The organism is Paenibacillus sp. EB106-04-04-XG159, assembly GCF_058791835.1.
This window is the reverse complement of the sequence record NZ_JBYTDY010000002.1, coordinates 290,311-306,032: the sequence shown is the minus strand read 5'-3', so window position 1 is coordinate 306,032 and position 15,722 is coordinate 290,311. Positions and strand designations below refer to the sequence as shown.

The following is a 15,722-nucleotide window of genomic DNA, read 5'->3' as shown; positions in this document are numbered from 1 at the left end:
TTATTGTTCCCCTCTCAACTGAGCTTGCAGCTCCGCTTGACGCGGCAGCTTTGGATTGTTGCGCTTATGTTCACGAATCATGTTCAGAAATTGATCAAACAGGTAACTGCTGTCGTGCGGACCTGGCGCTGCTTCTGGATGATACTGCACTGTAAATGCAGGGTATTTCTTATGTTTAAGACCTTCTATCGTCTTATCATTGTTGTTGATATGTGTAACTTCCAGCTCTGTTCCTGCAATCGACTCGTCTACTACGGTGTAGCCGTGGTTCTGAGAAGTGATGTAGCAGCGGCCGGATACAAGCTCTTTAACTGGATGGTTGCCGCCGCGGTGACCGAACTTCAAGCGTCCCGTATCCGCGCCGCAAGCAAGTGCGAACAATTGATGTCCTAAGCAAATGCCGAAGATTGGAATCTCACCGATCAGCTCTTGCAGCATTTTCACAGCGTGCGGTACATCTTTCGGGTCCCCAGGGCCGTTGGACAATTGGATACCATCTGGACGCAAGCGGCGAATCTCATCAGCTGTTGTATCATGCGGTACGACAACTACGTCACAGCCGCGTTGAGTCAACTCGCGGAGGATACCGCTCTTCGCACCGAAATCTACCAATACGATGCGCTCGCCCTTGCCGGAGCTCGCGAACACTTCCTTCGTCGAAGTGCGAGCCACTTGATCGCTTATTAATGGTGTAGTTTGCATCATCTCTTGCAGTTCTGCAGGCGACTTGTCTCCTACGGACAAGATCCCTTTCATCGTACCGTGGTGACGCAGGATGCGAGTGAGCATCCGTGTATCGATGCCGCTGATGCCCGGAATTCCATACTCCTTCAGAAGTCTATCTACAGAGTATTCAGCGCGCCAGTTGCTCGGAATCTCTTCATGGCGGCGTACCACGAAGCCATGCACATATGGACGAATCGCTTCAAAGTCATCGCGAGTAATTCCATAGTTTCCGATCAGCGGATAAGTCATCGTTACAATCTGTCCACAATAAGAAGGGTCAGACAGCACCTCTTGATAACCTGTAATACCTGTATTAAATACGACTTCCCCGACTGATTCTCCATCCGCGCCAAATGCTTTACCTGTAAACAGGGTACCGTCTTCCAATAACAATGTTGCTTGCATCTTCGTCACTCCTCGCTTGAATCGGTTTGGCTGAATCTCAACCAACCGTTATCTATCTATTCAGTATCTTATCTATAAGGACAATTTTAGGTATTACTAGAGTTACTCGTATCAAGCTACTCGGACCATACAACCTTGCCGTCAACCAGTGTCATGACTGTCCAGCCTTTCAGCTTCCAGCCTGTGAATGGCGTGTTGCTGCCTTTGGACAAGAACTGCGTCGGATCAACTTCACGCTCTGTATCTAAATCTAGTACAGTCAGATCAGCAGGCGCTCCTTCTACCAGGCGTCCAGTAGACAATCCGAACACCTTAGCAGGGTCTGTAGTCATGCGACGGATCAGCAGCTCAAGCGGCCATTTTCCTGTAGCTACGAACTTCGTATACATGAGCGGGAAGGCTGTTTCCAATCCTACGATACCGAATGGCGCGAGCTCCATCCCCTTCGCTTTCTCTTCTTCACTGTGCGGCGCATGATCCGTTACGAGAATATCGATTGTTCCATCCTCGATCGCTTGAATGCAAGCTTCCACATCGCGCGGTGTGCGGAGCGGCGGATTCATCTTCCAATTCGCATCCATGCCTGGAATATCTTCATCTGACAGCAGCAGGTGATGCGGGCATACTTCAGCAGTTACATGAATGCCGAGCTGCTTCGCCTGGCGAATCAAGCGGATCGATTGCTCCGTGCTCACATGGCAGACGTGGTAGTGAACGCCTGTCGCTTCCGCCAACAGGATGTCGCGACCTACATGTATCGCTTCCGATTCGTTCGGAATCCCCTTAAGTCCATGCTTGCGCGCAAATGCGCCATCCGTTACGGCAGCGCCCTTGACAAGCGAATCGTCTTCGCAGTGTGCGATAACCGGCATGTCAAGCGACTTCGCACGAGCCATTGCATCCTTCATCATCTGCGCGTTCTGAACGCCTACGCCGTCATCCGTAAAGCCGATGACTCCAGCAGCTTTCATTCCTTCAAAGTCAGTCAGCTCTCGACCCAGCTCATTTTTCGTAATCGAGCCGTAAGGGAGCACTTTCACGATTCCCTCTTGCTTCGCTTTATCGTGTATGAGTTGTACCGTCTCCGCTGTGTCGATCACAGGGCGTGTGTTCGGCATGCAAGCGATCGTCGTGAAGCCGCCGCGCGCTGCAGAGCGCGTTCCTGTCGCGATCGTTTCTTTATGTTCGAATCCCGGTTCGCGAAGATGCACATGCATATCGATAAAGCCTGGGCTTACAAGCTTGCCTTTGACGTCAATGATTTCTGCTTCGCTAGGAAGTGCAGCAGCTGCTTCTGCTTCTGTGATTCTTCGGATGACCCCTTCTTCAACCCAGATGTGCGCTGAAGTCAGGTTCCCTTGTTCGTTTAGTATGCTTGCATTTGCTAGAATCAACATGTAATGGTTTCTCCCTTCGCCTAGTTCCGGTTTGCTCTTTATTCACTGCTATTTCGTTATCTCATCATATCGTTTCAATACTAGCGGACTGCTCGTTCCATAACCGCCATTCGAATCGGCACTCCGTTAGCCATCTGCTCGAAGATGTAGGATTGAGGACTTTCTACTAACTCGCTATCAATCTCAACATCTCGGTTCACCGGCGCGGGGTGCATGATGATCGCGTGTTTCTGCATGCGGCTTGCTCGTTCTGCAGTCAATCCATACGCTTCACGATAATCCGCTGCTGTCGTGAACATCTTGTGATCATGTCGCTCCAGCTGTACACGAAGCATCATGACAACGTCTGATTGCAGCGCTTCTTCCATCTCTACATATGGAGCATCTAGTTCTTCTGCTCTCATATTGCTCGGTGCGCAGAAGGAAACGTTAGCTCCGAATTTGCGCAGCGCCCACAGATTGGAGCGGGCGACTCGGCTATGCTCCACATCTCCGACGATTGTTACATTTAAGCCGCGTAGTTCGCCGAAGTGCTTGCGCATCGTATAAAGGTCAAGCAGCGCTTGCGTCGGATGCTCGTTGTTGCCGTCGCCTGCATTGACGAGCGGCATCTTCACGCGTTCCGCGATCTCTTGCAGCATGCCGACCGGCTTCAAGCGGATGACACCTGCATCCAGACCCATTGATTCCAGGGTGCGGACTGTATCATATATGGACTCGCCCTTTTCTACACTGGAAGCAGCAGCCGAGAAGTTAATCACTTCCGCTCCTAGGCGCTTCTCTGCTACTTCGAAGGAGGATCGGGTGCGAGTGCTGTTTTCAAAAAACATATTCGTTACGATCCGATGCTTCAGTGCATCGTGAATCTTATTCGGCTGCATCTCCCAGTATGCAGCTCGTTTCAAGATGGATTCGATCTCATCACGGCTTAGATCTTTTAGCCCTAACAGGCTGCGTTCGTTTACTTTGCGTTCCAGATGTATCGTAGCCATTGATGATTACCCCCGTTGATGTATGATTTTGACTTCATCGATTCCATCGACTTCTTTTAGTGCTACTTCAATTTCTTCTGTCTTCGATGTTGGAACGTTCTTGCCAACAAAGTCAGGTCGGATTGGCAGTTCCCGGTGGCCTCTATCTGCCAAAACAGCAAGCTGAATCATTTGCGGTCTGCCTTGATCCATAAGCGCATCCATCGCGGCACGGATCGTCCTGCCCGTATAGAGCACATCGTCACACAAGATAATCGTCTTATCATGAATCGAGCACGATAGTTCATTTGCTGCCAAGACATCTGATTCCATCACTTTGCGATCATCCCTATATCGTGTGATGTCCAACTCGCCTACTTGAACGTTTGCGTTCTCTATGACTTGAATTCGTTCCGCGATTCGATTCGCAATGTAGATGCCTCGCGTGCGAATCCCGACTAGCATGCAATTATCTATGCCTTTGTTTCGTTCTAGAATCTCATGAGCGATACGCGTCAGCGCGCGTCGGATAGCTGCTTCATCCATGATGATGTTGTAATCCGCCGTACTCATAATTGAACTGCTCCTTCCGTCTGCTACAGGCCTTTTGCCAACTCAGCTTGGTTTGGTTTGGCTTGGCGGGCTTTCTTGTAAGTATTCGTTTCAATTAGATGAACTTATTACTTATTTCTTGTTACGTCTCCATGCAAAAAACTCCTTGCCCAGAAGGCAAGGAGTCGTGAAGTCAGATGGATAAGGGCGTAGCGATACACAGGCATATTAAAATCGGCCGCATACTGTTCATCACCCTCTACTCTCTGATAGAGCGGTCTATGTTACGCGTCCGACACCCATGCACGATCCCTTTTCGTTAACGAGCGTCACCTTGCCAGTCTCTCGGACTGATTTAAAGGTTCCTTATGAAGTTGTGTTTATTATTTCACTTCTGCCTTCCGGTGTCAAGCTATTATCATATATATTTAAAATTTAAATGTTGGTAAATGAAGGCACTTTGTATGTATCTGTAAATTAGAGGGGAGTCAAGCATGCCTCACTTCAAATTGGTTAACCTCGCTTGCTGTTTCCACGCAACCCTGATTCCACACTGCCGTAACACGGAAAAACCCCGGTATCTCATCCAGACTAGCGACTTTACTCGCTGTAACACGGTATTTCCGCGTTATCTCACACCTGCTGCTCGATCCGCTGCTCACCACGCAACTGTAACACGGAAAAAACCCGGCATCTCATCCATACTAGCGACTTTACTCGCTGTAACACGGTTTTTCCGCGTTATCTTCCACGCGCCGATCTCACGCGCCTCTCTCAAGTGTTTCCCCCCCGTTCCCGCACTCCACTCCACAATAAAAAGCACTTTCGCTCACGCTGCCTAAGCTCAAGCCTCATGCTTTAGCCTACACAGCAATGAACAGAAGTGCTTCATCATCGCTTAAAATATAAATTCAACATCCGTCAAACGGCGCTTCAACTCGTCAATTACTCGCTTCTCTTCAGATTCACCCTTCGCTTTGAAAGTAACGGAGAATCGAATATAGCGCCCCGCATCATCCCATGGCACCGTAGAAATCAGCTTCTCACGAATCAAGTACTGCGAGAAGTCCTCTGCTGTAGCGAACTCAGAACCGTTCTTGACTGCCTTAGGCGCTTCCACGTAGAGGAAGAAAGAGCCCTTCGGTTTCTCTGCACGGAAACCGATCTCATTCAGCGCATCCACCAGCATATTGTGACGGCGGGAATACTTCTCCGCGATCGCTTCCGTAATTTCTGGATGCTCTAGCCCGTATATCGCCGCTTTCTGAATGGCGATAAACTGTCCGGAATCATTGTTGTCCTTCACATCGCCGAATGCCTTAACGATCAGCGGATTGCCTGCGATGAATCCGATCCGCCAGCCCGTCATATTGTATGACTTCGACAACGAATGAAGCTCGACGCCAACATCCTTCGCGCCAGGAACGCTCAGAAAGCTTAGCGGCTTCTTGCCGTCATATGTTAGCGCAGCGTACGGCGCATCATGAACGACAATCACTTCATGCTCCTTCGCCCACACGACAACCCTCGCAAAGAAATCAGCTGTTGCTGAAGCTCCTGTTGGGTTGTTAGGATAATTCAGATACAGCAGCTTCGCGCGTTTGCATATCTCATCCGGTATGCTGTTCAAGTCTGGCAGGAAGTTATTCTCCTCCGTCAGCTTGACTGTATACACCTCGCCGCCCAGATACTTTGTATGCGTACCAAGCACAGGGTACCCGGGAACTGTCATAATCGTAACATCTCCAGGGTTGATGAAGCATGATGGCAGCATAGCCAGCGCAGGCTTCGAACCGATGGAATGAAGCACTTCAGTCATCGGATCGATACCATCCACACCGAACACATCGCACAGGTATTTTGCCGCAGCTGCTTTAAATTCAGCAATTCCATTATCCGCATAACCGCGATTCTCTGGCTTGGCCGCTTCTTCTGCGAGCTTAGCTACGATACCTGAGTCAGCCATTTCGTCAGGTTCGCCAACGCCCATATCGATTAATTCCACATTCGGATGCGCGAGCTTCGCCGCAGCCTTCGCACGTTTAATCTTTTCGAATTTATAAATGTTTGTATCTTTTCCATAGTCCGCTCCACCGATGCGATCAGCGAAAATATTCTGAATGTATGTCTGCTCGTAATGTTCTATGCTCAAATTAGCCACACCCCTTATCTGCTTTCCCTATTATCATGAAGCAAAGAGGCCGCATACGGAATGGACGATATAAGCAACATTTTGTACTCGTTGCATATATCGCTTCATCCCGCTGCGACCTCTCCCAAGAGTGTCCTAACGGTTGCGTATCGATTGCAGCAGCAGTTCCATGTCGTCTGGAATCGGCGCTTGGAATTGCAGTGTTTCGCCTGTAGTCGGATGGACAAAACCAAGCGTTTCAGCGTGCAGCGCTTGTCCATCCATCGTAAGGCCGCGTGTACCGCGGCTGTACATCGGGTCGCCTACGAGCGGATGCCCGATGAATTTCATATGCACCCGAATCTGATGGGTGCGTCCCGTCTCGAGCTTCAGCTCTACAAGTGTAGAATCGCCGAAGCGCTCGAGTACTTTAAAATGTGTAACCGCATGCTTCGCATTGCGCTCTGTCACCGTGTACATCTTACGGTCATGCTCATCGCGACCGATAGGCGCGTCAACTGTGCCTTGATCATGGGGCACATTGCCGTGAACCAGCGCAATGTATTTGCGAATGACCGTATGCGCTTTAAGCTGCTCGGCAAGGGATACATGCGCGCGGTCATTCTTCGCCGCCATCAAGAGACCGGACGTATCCTTATCGATGCGGTGCACGATACCAGGGCGCAGTTCCCCATTGATCCCGGACAAGTCCTTGCAGTGATGCATCAGCGCATTCACGACTGTACCGGAAGTATGTCCCGGCGCAGGATGAACGACCATTCCGCGCGGCTTATTGATCACAATGACGTCCGCATCCTCATAATAAACATCCAGCGGAATATCCTCCGCCGCGATGTCTACGGGCTCCGGCTCGGGCATATGAAGGGTAACAACGTCACCTTCCATACATTTCGCATTTGCCTTTACCTGCTGGCCATTAATGAGAACATGTCCATTTTTAATCCACAGCTGAACCTGTGAACGCGACACATTTTCCTCGATCGATTCTGTTATATATTTGTCTATCCGTTCCTTCGCATATTCAGCAGTTACTGTCCATACCAACGTGTCTTGCTGATCGTCGGCCTCTCCGAATTGCTGTGAAGAATGATGTTGTTCATTTACATTCATTTGCCTTCTTCAACCGTTCCTTCCTGTTGCTCATTCATCTTATTCTCACGTCGCACAGCTAAGAATGCATCAAGCAGCACTAAGCCTACACCGATGCAGATTGCGCTGTCCGCAATATTAAAGATTGGAAACGTGTATGAACCGAAGTTAAATTGCAGGAAATCGACAACTTCTCCAGTAATCACACGGTCCACAAAGTTTCCAAGCGCTCCGCCCAATATTAAACTCAAACCAATCGGCAGCACTTTACCCTGTTCAAATTTAACCTTTTGCAAATACCATATAATACCTACAACAGCTACGATCGTTACAACAATGAAAAACAAACGTTTGCCTTCCAGCATACTAAAGGCAGCTCCTGTATTTCGATGGGATGTGATCAGGAAGAAATCTCCAATCACTGAGATTTTATCTCCTTCTTCCATCATTGTGGCAATCAACCACTTCGATCCTTGATCCAACAGCAGCACAATTAGTGCAAGACTATACAAATACAACACGGTTTGAAGTCACCTCATTTATTAATACATGTCGATTCCTTGCTTGCTCCGCTCATTGTACCATATTCCTAAAAAAAACGTCCAATCCAAGCCAAACCAATCGGCATTTACCATGTGGATTCGGCTTCTGTCTGCGCATCCTATTACAGAATGAGACTGCATGCCAGGAAGGAGAATGAGGCATGTCCCACATAACCTCAAACCAGCTTCACCAACTTCGAGCCAAGCTGTTGGATATGAAGAAACAATTTGAACAGCGTGAAGAAAGCGCTGAACGCTTTGGCTTAGATTCATCCATGCGTGAGAATACAGGCGAACTGTCAGGCATTGACAACCACCCTGGCGATCTCGGCACCGAGATGTTCGAGCGCGGGAAAGATCTTGCGTTGAACGAGCTCCACGAAACTCAATGGGAGCGAATTGACACCGCACTTCAGCGAATGGACGAAGGAAGCTATGGTACATGTACAGTTTGCGGCCAAGATATTCCGTTCGAACGACTGGAAGCCGTCCCGGAAACGATGTACTGCATCGAGCATAGCCCTAAGTATTTTTCCGCTAATCCTCGTCCTGTGGAAGAGGAATTCTTATCACCACCATTTGGACGTACCAGCTTAGATGAATTGGATACGCAAAATGGATTCGATGGTGAAGACGCGTGGCAAATCGTTGAATCTTGGGGTACCTCCGATTCACCAGCAATGCACGAGGAATATGACATCTTCAGTTATGATCAGATGATGATCGAAGCCGCAGATGAGTTAGATGGATATGTAGAACCGTTCGAGAGCTTCGTAGCAACTGATATTACCGGCAATGATCTCGTTATCGTTCGTAACCATCTGTATGAAAAATACATGAGTGATGGCGAAGGCGAACCCCTGCTCGAAGAGGATATCCATTACGATGAAAATGATGAAAACGATGATTAAGAATGTACACGGACAGAGCTGCAGCGCTGTCCGTCCTTTATACTGCCTAATATAACCTTGTGTCCAGCTGCAATTGCACGATGCGAACAATTTCTGCAATGAAATCTCCGATGATCGGCAGATTCAATGCCACAAGATGCTGCAAGAAATATAAGATAAAAGCAGTAATGACGGTCAAGCCGATCGCGATTCCAACTCCGCGGCCAACTCCCGCGAGCATGTTCAGCCACAGCAGCCGTCTCGGCGTATGCATAAGTTCTGTATATTCCCTGATCTTGGACTTTTCCAACAATATAGCCAATTTCATGGTCAAGACATGAATTTCTTCAAGTATCTCTCTCTCGCTCTTGTCAGAGTCATCGATCGTGTCCGCTAATTCATTCGTTACTATGTCCTTCCGTAGATCTTCAAACTTCTCTTTCTTGCGTTTACGCAAGAACAACTCCCCCAATCCTCGGGTCATCTCCTATTATGTAAAGAGAGCGCGACCGCGCTGCCTCAAGCCAATGAAGCCTCGTGATCGACGCTCTCCCCTAATACGTGAAGTTCATCCTGCACATATCCTTAGTTTGACACGCGATTAACGAATTGATACGCCAACCGTCTTGCTGCCAAGCTCAACCTTATCCATTCCTTCAGCTGTCCCAAAGGATAATCCCGATACGAGGACATTATCTCGCAGCGTAGATTCAAATGCCGTAATTGCCGCCTTCAGCTCGTCATCGACATCCAACACGATATCGACACGCTTCTCGATCGGCAGATCCAGCTTCTTACGAGTATCTTGGATGGCGCGGACAACTTCTCTTACCCAACCTTCCTGCTCAAGTTCAGGCGTAATGTCCGTGTTCAACGCGATCGTCATCTTGTAGCCGGATGCAGATGCGAAGCCTTCCTTCGCTTTCTTCTCGATCAGCAGCTCTTCATGAGTCACGACAAGCACTTCGCCTTCTGGACTTGTGAATGTGAATTCACCGCTGTCTACGACCTTGCGGGCAGCTTCAACGTCCATATTGCGCAGCTCGTTCTGCAATGGACCTACATTCTTGCCGTACTTCTTACCGGCAACCTTGAGATTGAGCTTCAAGCTGAAGTCAACGAAGCCGTTATCGCTGTTCTCGATTCGAATATGCTTCACGTTGATTTCATCCTTGATGACATCTTCGTAGCCAGCCAGATCAAATTCACGATCCATCGAGACGATGAGCTCAGACAATGGCTGACGAGTCTTAATGCTTGTTTCGTTCCGCACATTGCGCGCAAGCTCAACGATCTGACGTGCTGTTTCCATGTCGCGCTCCAGCTCTTCATCGATCATGGAAGCATCTGACTTCGGATACTCAGCCAGATGGACGCTCTCCTTCTCGCCGCCCAGATTGCCATATACTTCTTCAGCGATCATAGGCGCATAAGGTGCGATCAGCTTGGCGATCGTCAGCAGCACTTCACGAAGCGTTTGATAAGCAGACAGCTTATCTTCCGTCATCTCGCTGCCCCAGAAGCGGTCGCGTGAACGGCGGATGTACCAGTTGCTCAGCTCATCTACATATGTTTCAATCGCTTTCGCAGGATTCAGGAAGTCATTCACTTCCAGCCCTTTGTTAACGAGCGCTATGAGCGATTGCAGACGAGACAGGATCCAGCGATCCAGCTTGTTATTCGAACGCTTCGCCGGATATGCACTTGCATCATAGTTATCGATGTTCGCATACAGCGCATAGAATGCGTGTGTATTGACCAGCGTATCGATAACCTTGGATTTCGCTTCTGCCACGATCTGCTTCGAGAAGCGCTTCGAGTTCCACGGCGCACTGTCAGACAGCAGAGCCCAACGGAAAGCGTCTGTACCGTATTCGTCAATGATTTCCCACGGGTCAATAACGTTGCCCTTAGACTTCGACATCTTCTGACCGTTCTCATCCAGGATATGTCCGGTTGCAATTACGGCTTTATATGGAGCTACACCTTTGTACAGCGTCGATACAGCCAGCAAGCTGAAGAACCAGCCGCGCGTCTGGTCGATACCTTCACAGATAATGTCTGCCGGATATTGTTCTTGGAATGCTTTCTCGTCGCCAAATGGATGATGATGCTGTGCGAACGGCATAGAACCGCTGTCGAACCATACATCGATCACTTCTGATGTGCGTTCCATCACGCCGCCTTCACAATGCGGGCAATGAAGCTTCACTTCATCCACATACGGCTTATGAAGCTCTAAGTCTTCCGCAATTGGCTCAACGGAACGAGCGCGAAGATCCGCATGGCTGTCTGGCGCGTACTGGCCTTTACAGCTTGTGCACTCCCATACGTTGAGCGGCGTGCCCCAGTAGCGGTTGCGGCTAATGTTCCAATCCACCAAGTCTTCCAGGAAGTTGCCGAAACGTCCTTCACGGATGTGAGCCGGGTACCAGTTAACTTGATTGTTATTCGCGATTAATTGATCTTTAACCGCCGTCGTCTTAATGAACCAGGATTCAGTTGCATAATAGAGCAGCGGGGACTTGCAGCGCCAGCAGAATGGGTAGCTGTGCTCATACTTTTCTTTGCTGAACAGCGTGCCATGCTCGGACAAGTATTTGACGATGTCGATATCGCAATCCTTCACGAATCGTCCAGCGAAATCGACGATTTCATCCGTGTAACGACCGTGCGAATCTACGACGTTCACAAAGCTAAGGTCATGCTCGCGGCAACTCTTATAGTCATCTTCACCATGAGCCGGCGCCATATGAACGATACCTGTACCGCTGTCATCGGTTACGAAGTCAGCACCAACGATGTAATGGCCTTTCTCTGGCTTCACATAAGTGAATGGCGCCTCATAGGATTGGCCGACAAATTCAGCGCCTTTATGAGTGGAGATAACTTCATAGTTCTCTTTGAGCACATCTTCAACGAGATTGTTAGCCACAATGAATACTTCACCGTTCAGTTTCACGCGAGCATATTCCATCTCTGGGTTCATAGCCAATGCCACATGAGAAGGCAAAGTCCACGGGGTTGTCGTCCAAGCCAACACGTAGTCTCCGCTGTCATTCAGCTTGAACTTCACGGTCGCGGACAGATCCTTAACTGTCTCATAGCCTTGTGCCACTTCATGAGAGCTAAGTGTTGTCTGGCAGCAAGGACAGTAAGGGCTCACGCGATGGCCGCGATACAGCAAGCCTTTCTTATGAATGGTGGACAGGATATGCCATACACTCTCGATGTACTTGTTATCCAGTGTGATGTAGGGATGGTCCATGTCCGTCCAATACCCGATCGCTTCTGTCAGTTCACGCCATTTATGTTCATATTCAAATACGCTGTCTTTACATTTCGTGATGAACGCTTCTACTCCGTACTTCTCGATTTCCTGCTTGCCAGAGATGCCGAGCTGCTTCTCTACACCTAGCTCAACTGGCAGTCCATGCGTATCCCAACCCGCTTTACGAACGACGCGATATCCGTCCATCGTCTTGTAGCGGCAGATGAAATCCTTTATAACGCGGCCAAGCACGTGGCCGATATGCGGTGCCCCATTTGCAGTAGGAGGACCTTCATAAAATACGAAGTTTGGCTTCCCTTCACGATTTTCAATCGTTTTCGCGAATATGTCTTCGCGATTCCATTTGTCCAGCACACGCAGCTCGCGAGAGCGGGCGCGTTCTTTGACGTCTACTTTTGATACCACAGTCATCTTCCTTTCTTGATAACAGCCCGTATTCAATCCATTTCTTCAATTCCTTCAATAAAAACAAATAAAGCCTCATCCCAATAAGGGACGAGGCTTGCTCGCGATACCACCCTTGTTCCGCATCATTCAAGCAATCTCAAGCATCCGGTAAGGATACCGTCAATCCTGCAATGCGGCACTCAGCAGCGCCTGTCGGTAATCATAATGCCATATACCGAACAACTGGCGCGCCCTGATAACGGCAGGGAACCGATCAAGCTTACATACGATCGAGTATGTTGCACTGAACAATCGTCTCAGCAAGATGTCTCAGGGATGATGTCCAGCAGCGTTCTGTTCATCGGCTCTCAGCTTTCACCGACTCTCTGGTAGAACTGCAACACACTGCGGCGCGTTCCCGTCAATGACATGACGTTCATGAAGTTGTAAATCATACTAACTCGAAATGATGAAAAAGTCAAACCTTCTGATCGACAATTAATATAACTCTTTAACTTCCGCGCGTTCCAACGCTTCCCATCCGTCTTGACCGAGCAGATCCAGCTGCGCTTCAATCAAAGTACGAAAACGAGCGCGATAGATAGAGGCTTGTTTCTTTAGTTCTTCTACTTCCATCGCCACCTTGCGCGATTTACCCAAGGCTTCGTTGATGATCCGATCTGCGTTCTTCTCTGCTTCCTTGAGGATAAGCTGGGCTTCCTTCTTCGAGTTGCCCTTCACTTCATCCGCAGCTTCTTGTGCTACAATAATCGTCTTGCTCAACGTTTCTTCCAGATTCACAAAGTGATTGAGCTTGTCCTGTAGAACTTGTGCATGGTTTTGCAGCTCTTTATTTTCACGCATCAATGCTTCATAGTCTTTAATGATTTGATCTAAGAACTCATTGACATCGTCTTCGTCATATCCTCGCAACTTGCGTCCGAATTCCTTATTATGTATGTCCAATGGTGTCAGTGGCATCGTGTGCACCTCCTAAGATTTACGAACCCCTATTGCTAGTGAGTACATTTATTCGACATCATCCTGCATAATCCTTCTGAATCTTGACAGTTTCTTCACAAATAAATGCCTGCAGTAACCCTGATGCGGCCGCTCTTCGATACACCTGTAACTTCTATCACCTTAAAACGTCCAAAACCCTTCAGCGATACGACATCTCCTGATTTCAGCAGTTCAGCAGGATCTTCAACCGTCTTCCAGTTCACTTTGCATCGGCCGGCTCGAATCGGTACTACGATCTTCGTTCGGCTCAATCGGAACATATCGCTTGCGATTCCGTCAAGGCGCATAGATGCAACGAACAATTGCACTTCCTTAAGCTCTGTATGTACGGGCTGAAGCTCGGTTATCGGAATCACATCGGTCATCACAGATACGCGGTGAACTTGACGCAGATGCGTATCGAGAAACGACGCGATATCTTCTGTGACGACAATATGACATCCATGATCGTGAGCATGAATGTCGCCGATCTTCTCTCGCTTGATGCCAAGCCCAAGCACCGCTCCCATAAAATCGCCGTGCTCCAGCTCCAGCCATTTCTGATCGGCAGAGTGGACTGCAAGAACTTGCAGCCCCATCGGCTCTGCCTCCAAATATACATAATCCGGAGCGATGCATGCACGTTTCCGCTCGGCGTCTTCCCAACCACCGTCGAAACGTACATGAACGTCCGGATTTCGGTTGACTAGCGATTGCAGAATCGAGATCTGACGAGGATCTAGAAAGCCGGTAACCCGAACCTCATGGTGATCGGCAGCACGCTGTACCCATTCCATGGCGCGTTCCGCAAAAGCTCGTTCATCGGGATGGAAATGATGAAATAATGGCTCATGTTGGGACATGCTGTTCACTCCGTATTCAATAATCTAAAAAATATAGCCAACGATCGCAACTACGCCCATTTCTACAAACTGAAGGACAAACAACGCAAGGATCGGCGAGATATCCAGCATACCGCCAATCGGCGGTATGAATCGACGAAAAATAGATAGATACGGCTCAACCAGTTTGCCAATGAATTCGCCGACAAAGCTTGCTCGTACATTCGGTACCCAAGACATGAGTACATAAATGAAGATGAGCCAAAAGTATATTTGAAACAGTAAGCGCACATAACCTATAACTTGAAATTCCAATCCAGACAATCAGTTCACCTCGTTTGTTTATAGTCGAAGTCTTCCGCAAACATCTCAGTAATCGCACCTTGAACTTCTACATTCTCAGGCACGCATAAGAAGATGTTGCTGCCGATCTTCGAAATGTTGCCACTTACAGCATACACGGTTCCGCTCAAAAAATCGATAATCCGCAACGCTTGATCGTTGCGAACGCGCTGTAAATTAACGACAACAGAACGGCGGGAGCGCAGATGGTCCGCAATCTCTTGCGCTTCATCATAGGATCGAGGTTCGTAAAGGACAACTTTACTTTGCTTCTGAGAGTGGATACTCACAACATTAGCTCCTTTGCCGCTCTTGCGAGGCTCAAATACCGGCGCTTCCACTTCCTGATCAATTTCTTCCTCCGGCGAGCTCATTTTCTCGCGTTCAATGAACTCTTCCTCATCCTGCATCCCAATAAAATTCATGAAACGGTTCATAATACCCATATTACTCCCCTTCTTTCCCCACCAGGATGGATCCTAGTCGAACCCAAGTTGCTCCTTCTTCGATGGCGACTTCAAAATCATTAGACATCCCCATGGATAAATGTTGAATCGGTTCCGTTAGTGTCTTGTTAATATCGTCACGCAATTGGCGCAAGCTGCGAAAGACAGGTCTTGTGGACTCCGGCTCTGCTTCATATGGAGCCATCGTCATGTAGCCTATCGGTTGTATATGAGGATATTCCTTCAACTTTTCCAGAAATGGCTTTACATCCTGGGGCTCTAAGCCGTGCTTGCTCTCTTCCCCAGACACATTCACCTGAATAAAGCAGCGAACGCGCTCATCAAGTGCCTGTGCCCGCTTCTCAATTGCTTCCGCCAATGACACGCGGTCTAACGAGTGGATATAGCTGAACTTGCCTACTACGTCTTTCGCCTTGTTCGTTTGCAGCGAACCGATATAATGCCAGGTAGCCTCTGATTGATAGGCTCTCCACTTTGCTTCTGCATCCTGCCAGCGGTTCTCACCAATCTGCCGCAGCCCAGCTTGAATCGCGTCTCCTGTCGTTTCAAGCGAAACGTACTTCGTGACTGCGATAACTTGAACGTCGTCGCGGCTTCTGCCGCTGCGCTCGCATGCGGCTTGGATCCGTTGTTCAACCGCTTCAATTCGTTGTACTAATGTCATTC

General features: G+C 48.8%; 15 protein-coding genes. 1 reads left to right on the top strand and 14 read right to left on the bottom strand.

The features are described from left to right. The 7 genes from AC3WTP_RS03565 to lspA form a co-directional block, all read right to left on the bottom strand. A complete protein-coding gene (locus tag AC3WTP_RS03565; RefSeq protein ID WP_492393196.1) occupies positions 1-1,131 on the bottom strand; it encodes a carbamoyl phosphate synthase small subunit in 1,131 nt (376 codons plus the stop codon). 116 nt (positions 1,132-1,247) lie between these two features. After that, complete coding sequence (gene pyrC, locus AC3WTP_RS03560) at positions 1,248-2,528, bottom strand: dihydroorotase (RefSeq protein ID WP_492393195.1); 1,281 nt, start codon at positions 2,526-2,528, stop codon at positions 1,248-1,250. A gap of 80 nt (positions 2,529-2,608) precedes the next feature. Continuing rightward, entirely contained in the window at positions 2,609-3,520 is a 912-nt protein-coding gene (locus AC3WTP_RS03555) for an aspartate carbamoyltransferase catalytic subunit (protein ID WP_492393194.1), read from the bottom strand. Between the two features lie 6 nt (positions 3,521-3,526). Further along, a complete protein-coding gene (pyrR, locus tag AC3WTP_RS03550) occupies positions 3,527-4,072 on the bottom strand; it encodes a bifunctional pyr operon transcriptional regulator/uracil phosphoribosyltransferase PyrR (protein ID WP_458568714.1) in 546 nt (181 codons plus the stop codon). 877 nt (positions 4,073-4,949) lie between these two features. Beyond that, positions 4,950-6,203 carry an LL-diaminopimelate aminotransferase gene (locus tag AC3WTP_RS03545; protein ID WP_492393193.1) on the bottom strand — a complete coding sequence of 418 codons (1,254 nt, stop codon included), beginning with the start codon at positions 6,201-6,203 and terminating at the stop codon, positions 4,950-4,952. A 135-nt stretch (positions 6,204-6,338) separates the two neighbouring features. Beyond that, positions 6,339-7,313, bottom strand: a complete 975-nt coding sequence (locus tag AC3WTP_RS03540; protein WP_492393192.1) for an RluA family pseudouridine synthase — start codon at positions 7,311-7,313, stop codon at positions 6,339-6,341. Continuing rightward, positions 7,310-7,810 carry a signal peptidase II gene (gene lspA / locus AC3WTP_RS03535; RefSeq protein ID WP_492393336.1) on the bottom strand — a complete coding sequence of 167 codons (501 nt, stop codon included), beginning with the start codon at positions 7,808-7,810 and terminating at the stop codon, positions 7,310-7,312. Before lspA ends, AC3WTP_RS03540 begins: the two co-directional genes overlap by 4 nt. A 185-nt stretch (positions 7,811-7,995) precedes the next feature. Between lspA and AC3WTP_RS03530 the strand changes: the two genes are divergently transcribed. Then, positions 7,996-8,745, top strand: coding sequence for a TraR/DksA C4-type zinc finger protein (locus tag AC3WTP_RS03530; RefSeq protein WP_492393191.1), 750 nt, complete (start codon positions 7,996-7,998; stop codon positions 8,743-8,745). Positions 8,746-8,791: 46 nt separating this feature from the next. Here the strand turns inward: AC3WTP_RS03530 and AC3WTP_RS03525 are convergent, their stop codons facing one another. From AC3WTP_RS03525 to AC3WTP_RS03495, 7 genes are all read right to left on the bottom strand, one after another. Continuing rightward, positions 8,792-9,181 carry a DUF5665 domain-containing protein gene (locus tag AC3WTP_RS03525; RefSeq protein ID WP_458568711.1) on the bottom strand — a complete coding sequence of 130 codons (390 nt, stop codon included), beginning with the start codon at positions 9,179-9,181 and terminating at the stop codon, positions 8,792-8,794. A gap of 144 nt (positions 9,182-9,325) precedes the next feature. Beyond that, positions 9,326-12,421 carry an isoleucine--tRNA ligase gene (ileS, locus tag AC3WTP_RS03520; protein WP_492393190.1) on the bottom strand — a complete coding sequence of 1,032 codons (3,096 nt, stop codon included), beginning with the start codon at positions 12,419-12,421 and terminating at the stop codon, positions 9,326-9,328. Between the two features lie 480 nt (positions 12,422-12,901). Beyond that, positions 12,902-13,384 (bottom strand): DivIVA domain-containing protein, encoded by a 483-nt coding sequence (locus tag AC3WTP_RS03515; protein WP_492393189.1) that lies wholly within the window; start codon positions 13,382-13,384, stop codon positions 12,902-12,904. 95 nt (positions 13,385-13,479) lie between these two features. Continuing rightward, positions 13,480-14,268 (bottom strand): YlmH family RNA-binding protein, encoded by a 789-nt coding sequence (locus tag AC3WTP_RS03510; protein ID WP_492393188.1) that lies wholly within the window; start codon positions 14,266-14,268, stop codon positions 13,480-13,482. Between the two features lie 24 nt (positions 14,269-14,292). After that, the gene (locus tag AC3WTP_RS03505) at positions 14,293-14,562 is read right to left on the bottom strand and encodes a YggT family protein (RefSeq protein ID WP_492393335.1); all 270 of its coding nucleotides are present in this window, start codon (positions 14,560-14,562) and stop codon (positions 14,293-14,295) included. Between the two features lie 14 nt (positions 14,563-14,576). Continuing rightward, the gene (locus AC3WTP_RS03500) at positions 14,577-15,035 is read right to left on the bottom strand and encodes a cell division protein SepF (protein WP_492393187.1); all 459 of its coding nucleotides are present in this window, start codon (positions 15,033-15,035) and stop codon (positions 14,577-14,579) included. A gap of 1 nt (position 15,036) precedes the next feature. Next, positions 15,037-15,720: a YggS family pyridoxal phosphate-dependent enzyme gene (locus tag AC3WTP_RS03495; protein ID WP_492393186.1), complete on the bottom strand. Its 684-nt coding sequence runs from the start codon at positions 15,718-15,720 to the stop codon at positions 15,037-15,039. Positions 15,721-15,722: the final 2 nt, after the last annotated feature.

Bases quoted from the DNA above. Each gene is read 5' to 3' on its own strand.
- AC3WTP_RS03565 (WP_492393196.1), bottom strand. From the start codon at position 1,131: ATGCAAGCAACATTGTTATTGGAAGACGGTACCCTGTTTACAGGTAAA.
- pyrC (WP_492393195.1), bottom strand. From the start codon at position 2,528: ATGTTGATTCTAGCAAATGCAAGCATACTAAACGAACAAGGGAACCTG.
- AC3WTP_RS03555 (WP_492393194.1), bottom strand. From the start codon at position 3,520: ATGGCTACGATACATCTGGAACGCAAAGTAAACGAACGCAGCCTGTTA.
- pyrR (WP_458568714.1), bottom strand. From the start codon at position 4,072: ATGAGTACGGCGGATTACAACATCATCATGGATGAAGCAGCTATCCGA.
- AC3WTP_RS03540 (WP_492393192.1), bottom strand. From the start codon at position 7,313: ATGAATGTAAATGAACAACATCATTCTTCACAGCAATTCGGAGAGGCC.
- AC3WTP_RS03530 (WP_492393191.1), top strand. From the start codon at position 7,996: ATGTCCCACATAACCTCAAACCAGCTTCACCAACTTCGAGCCAAGCTG.
- AC3WTP_RS03515 (WP_492393189.1), bottom strand. From the start codon at position 13,384: ATGCCACTGACACCATTGGACATACATAATAAGGAATTCGGACGCAAG.
- AC3WTP_RS03510 (WP_492393188.1), bottom strand. From the start codon at position 14,268: ATGTCCCAACATGAGCCATTATTTCATCATTTCCATCCCGATGAACGA.
- AC3WTP_RS03500 (WP_492393187.1), bottom strand. From the start codon at position 15,035: ATGGGTATTATGAACCGTTTCATGAATTTTATTGGGATGCAGGATGAG.
- AC3WTP_RS03495 (WP_492393186.1), bottom strand. From the start codon at position 15,720: ATGACATTAGTACAACGAATTGAAGCGGTTGAACAACGGATCCAAGCC.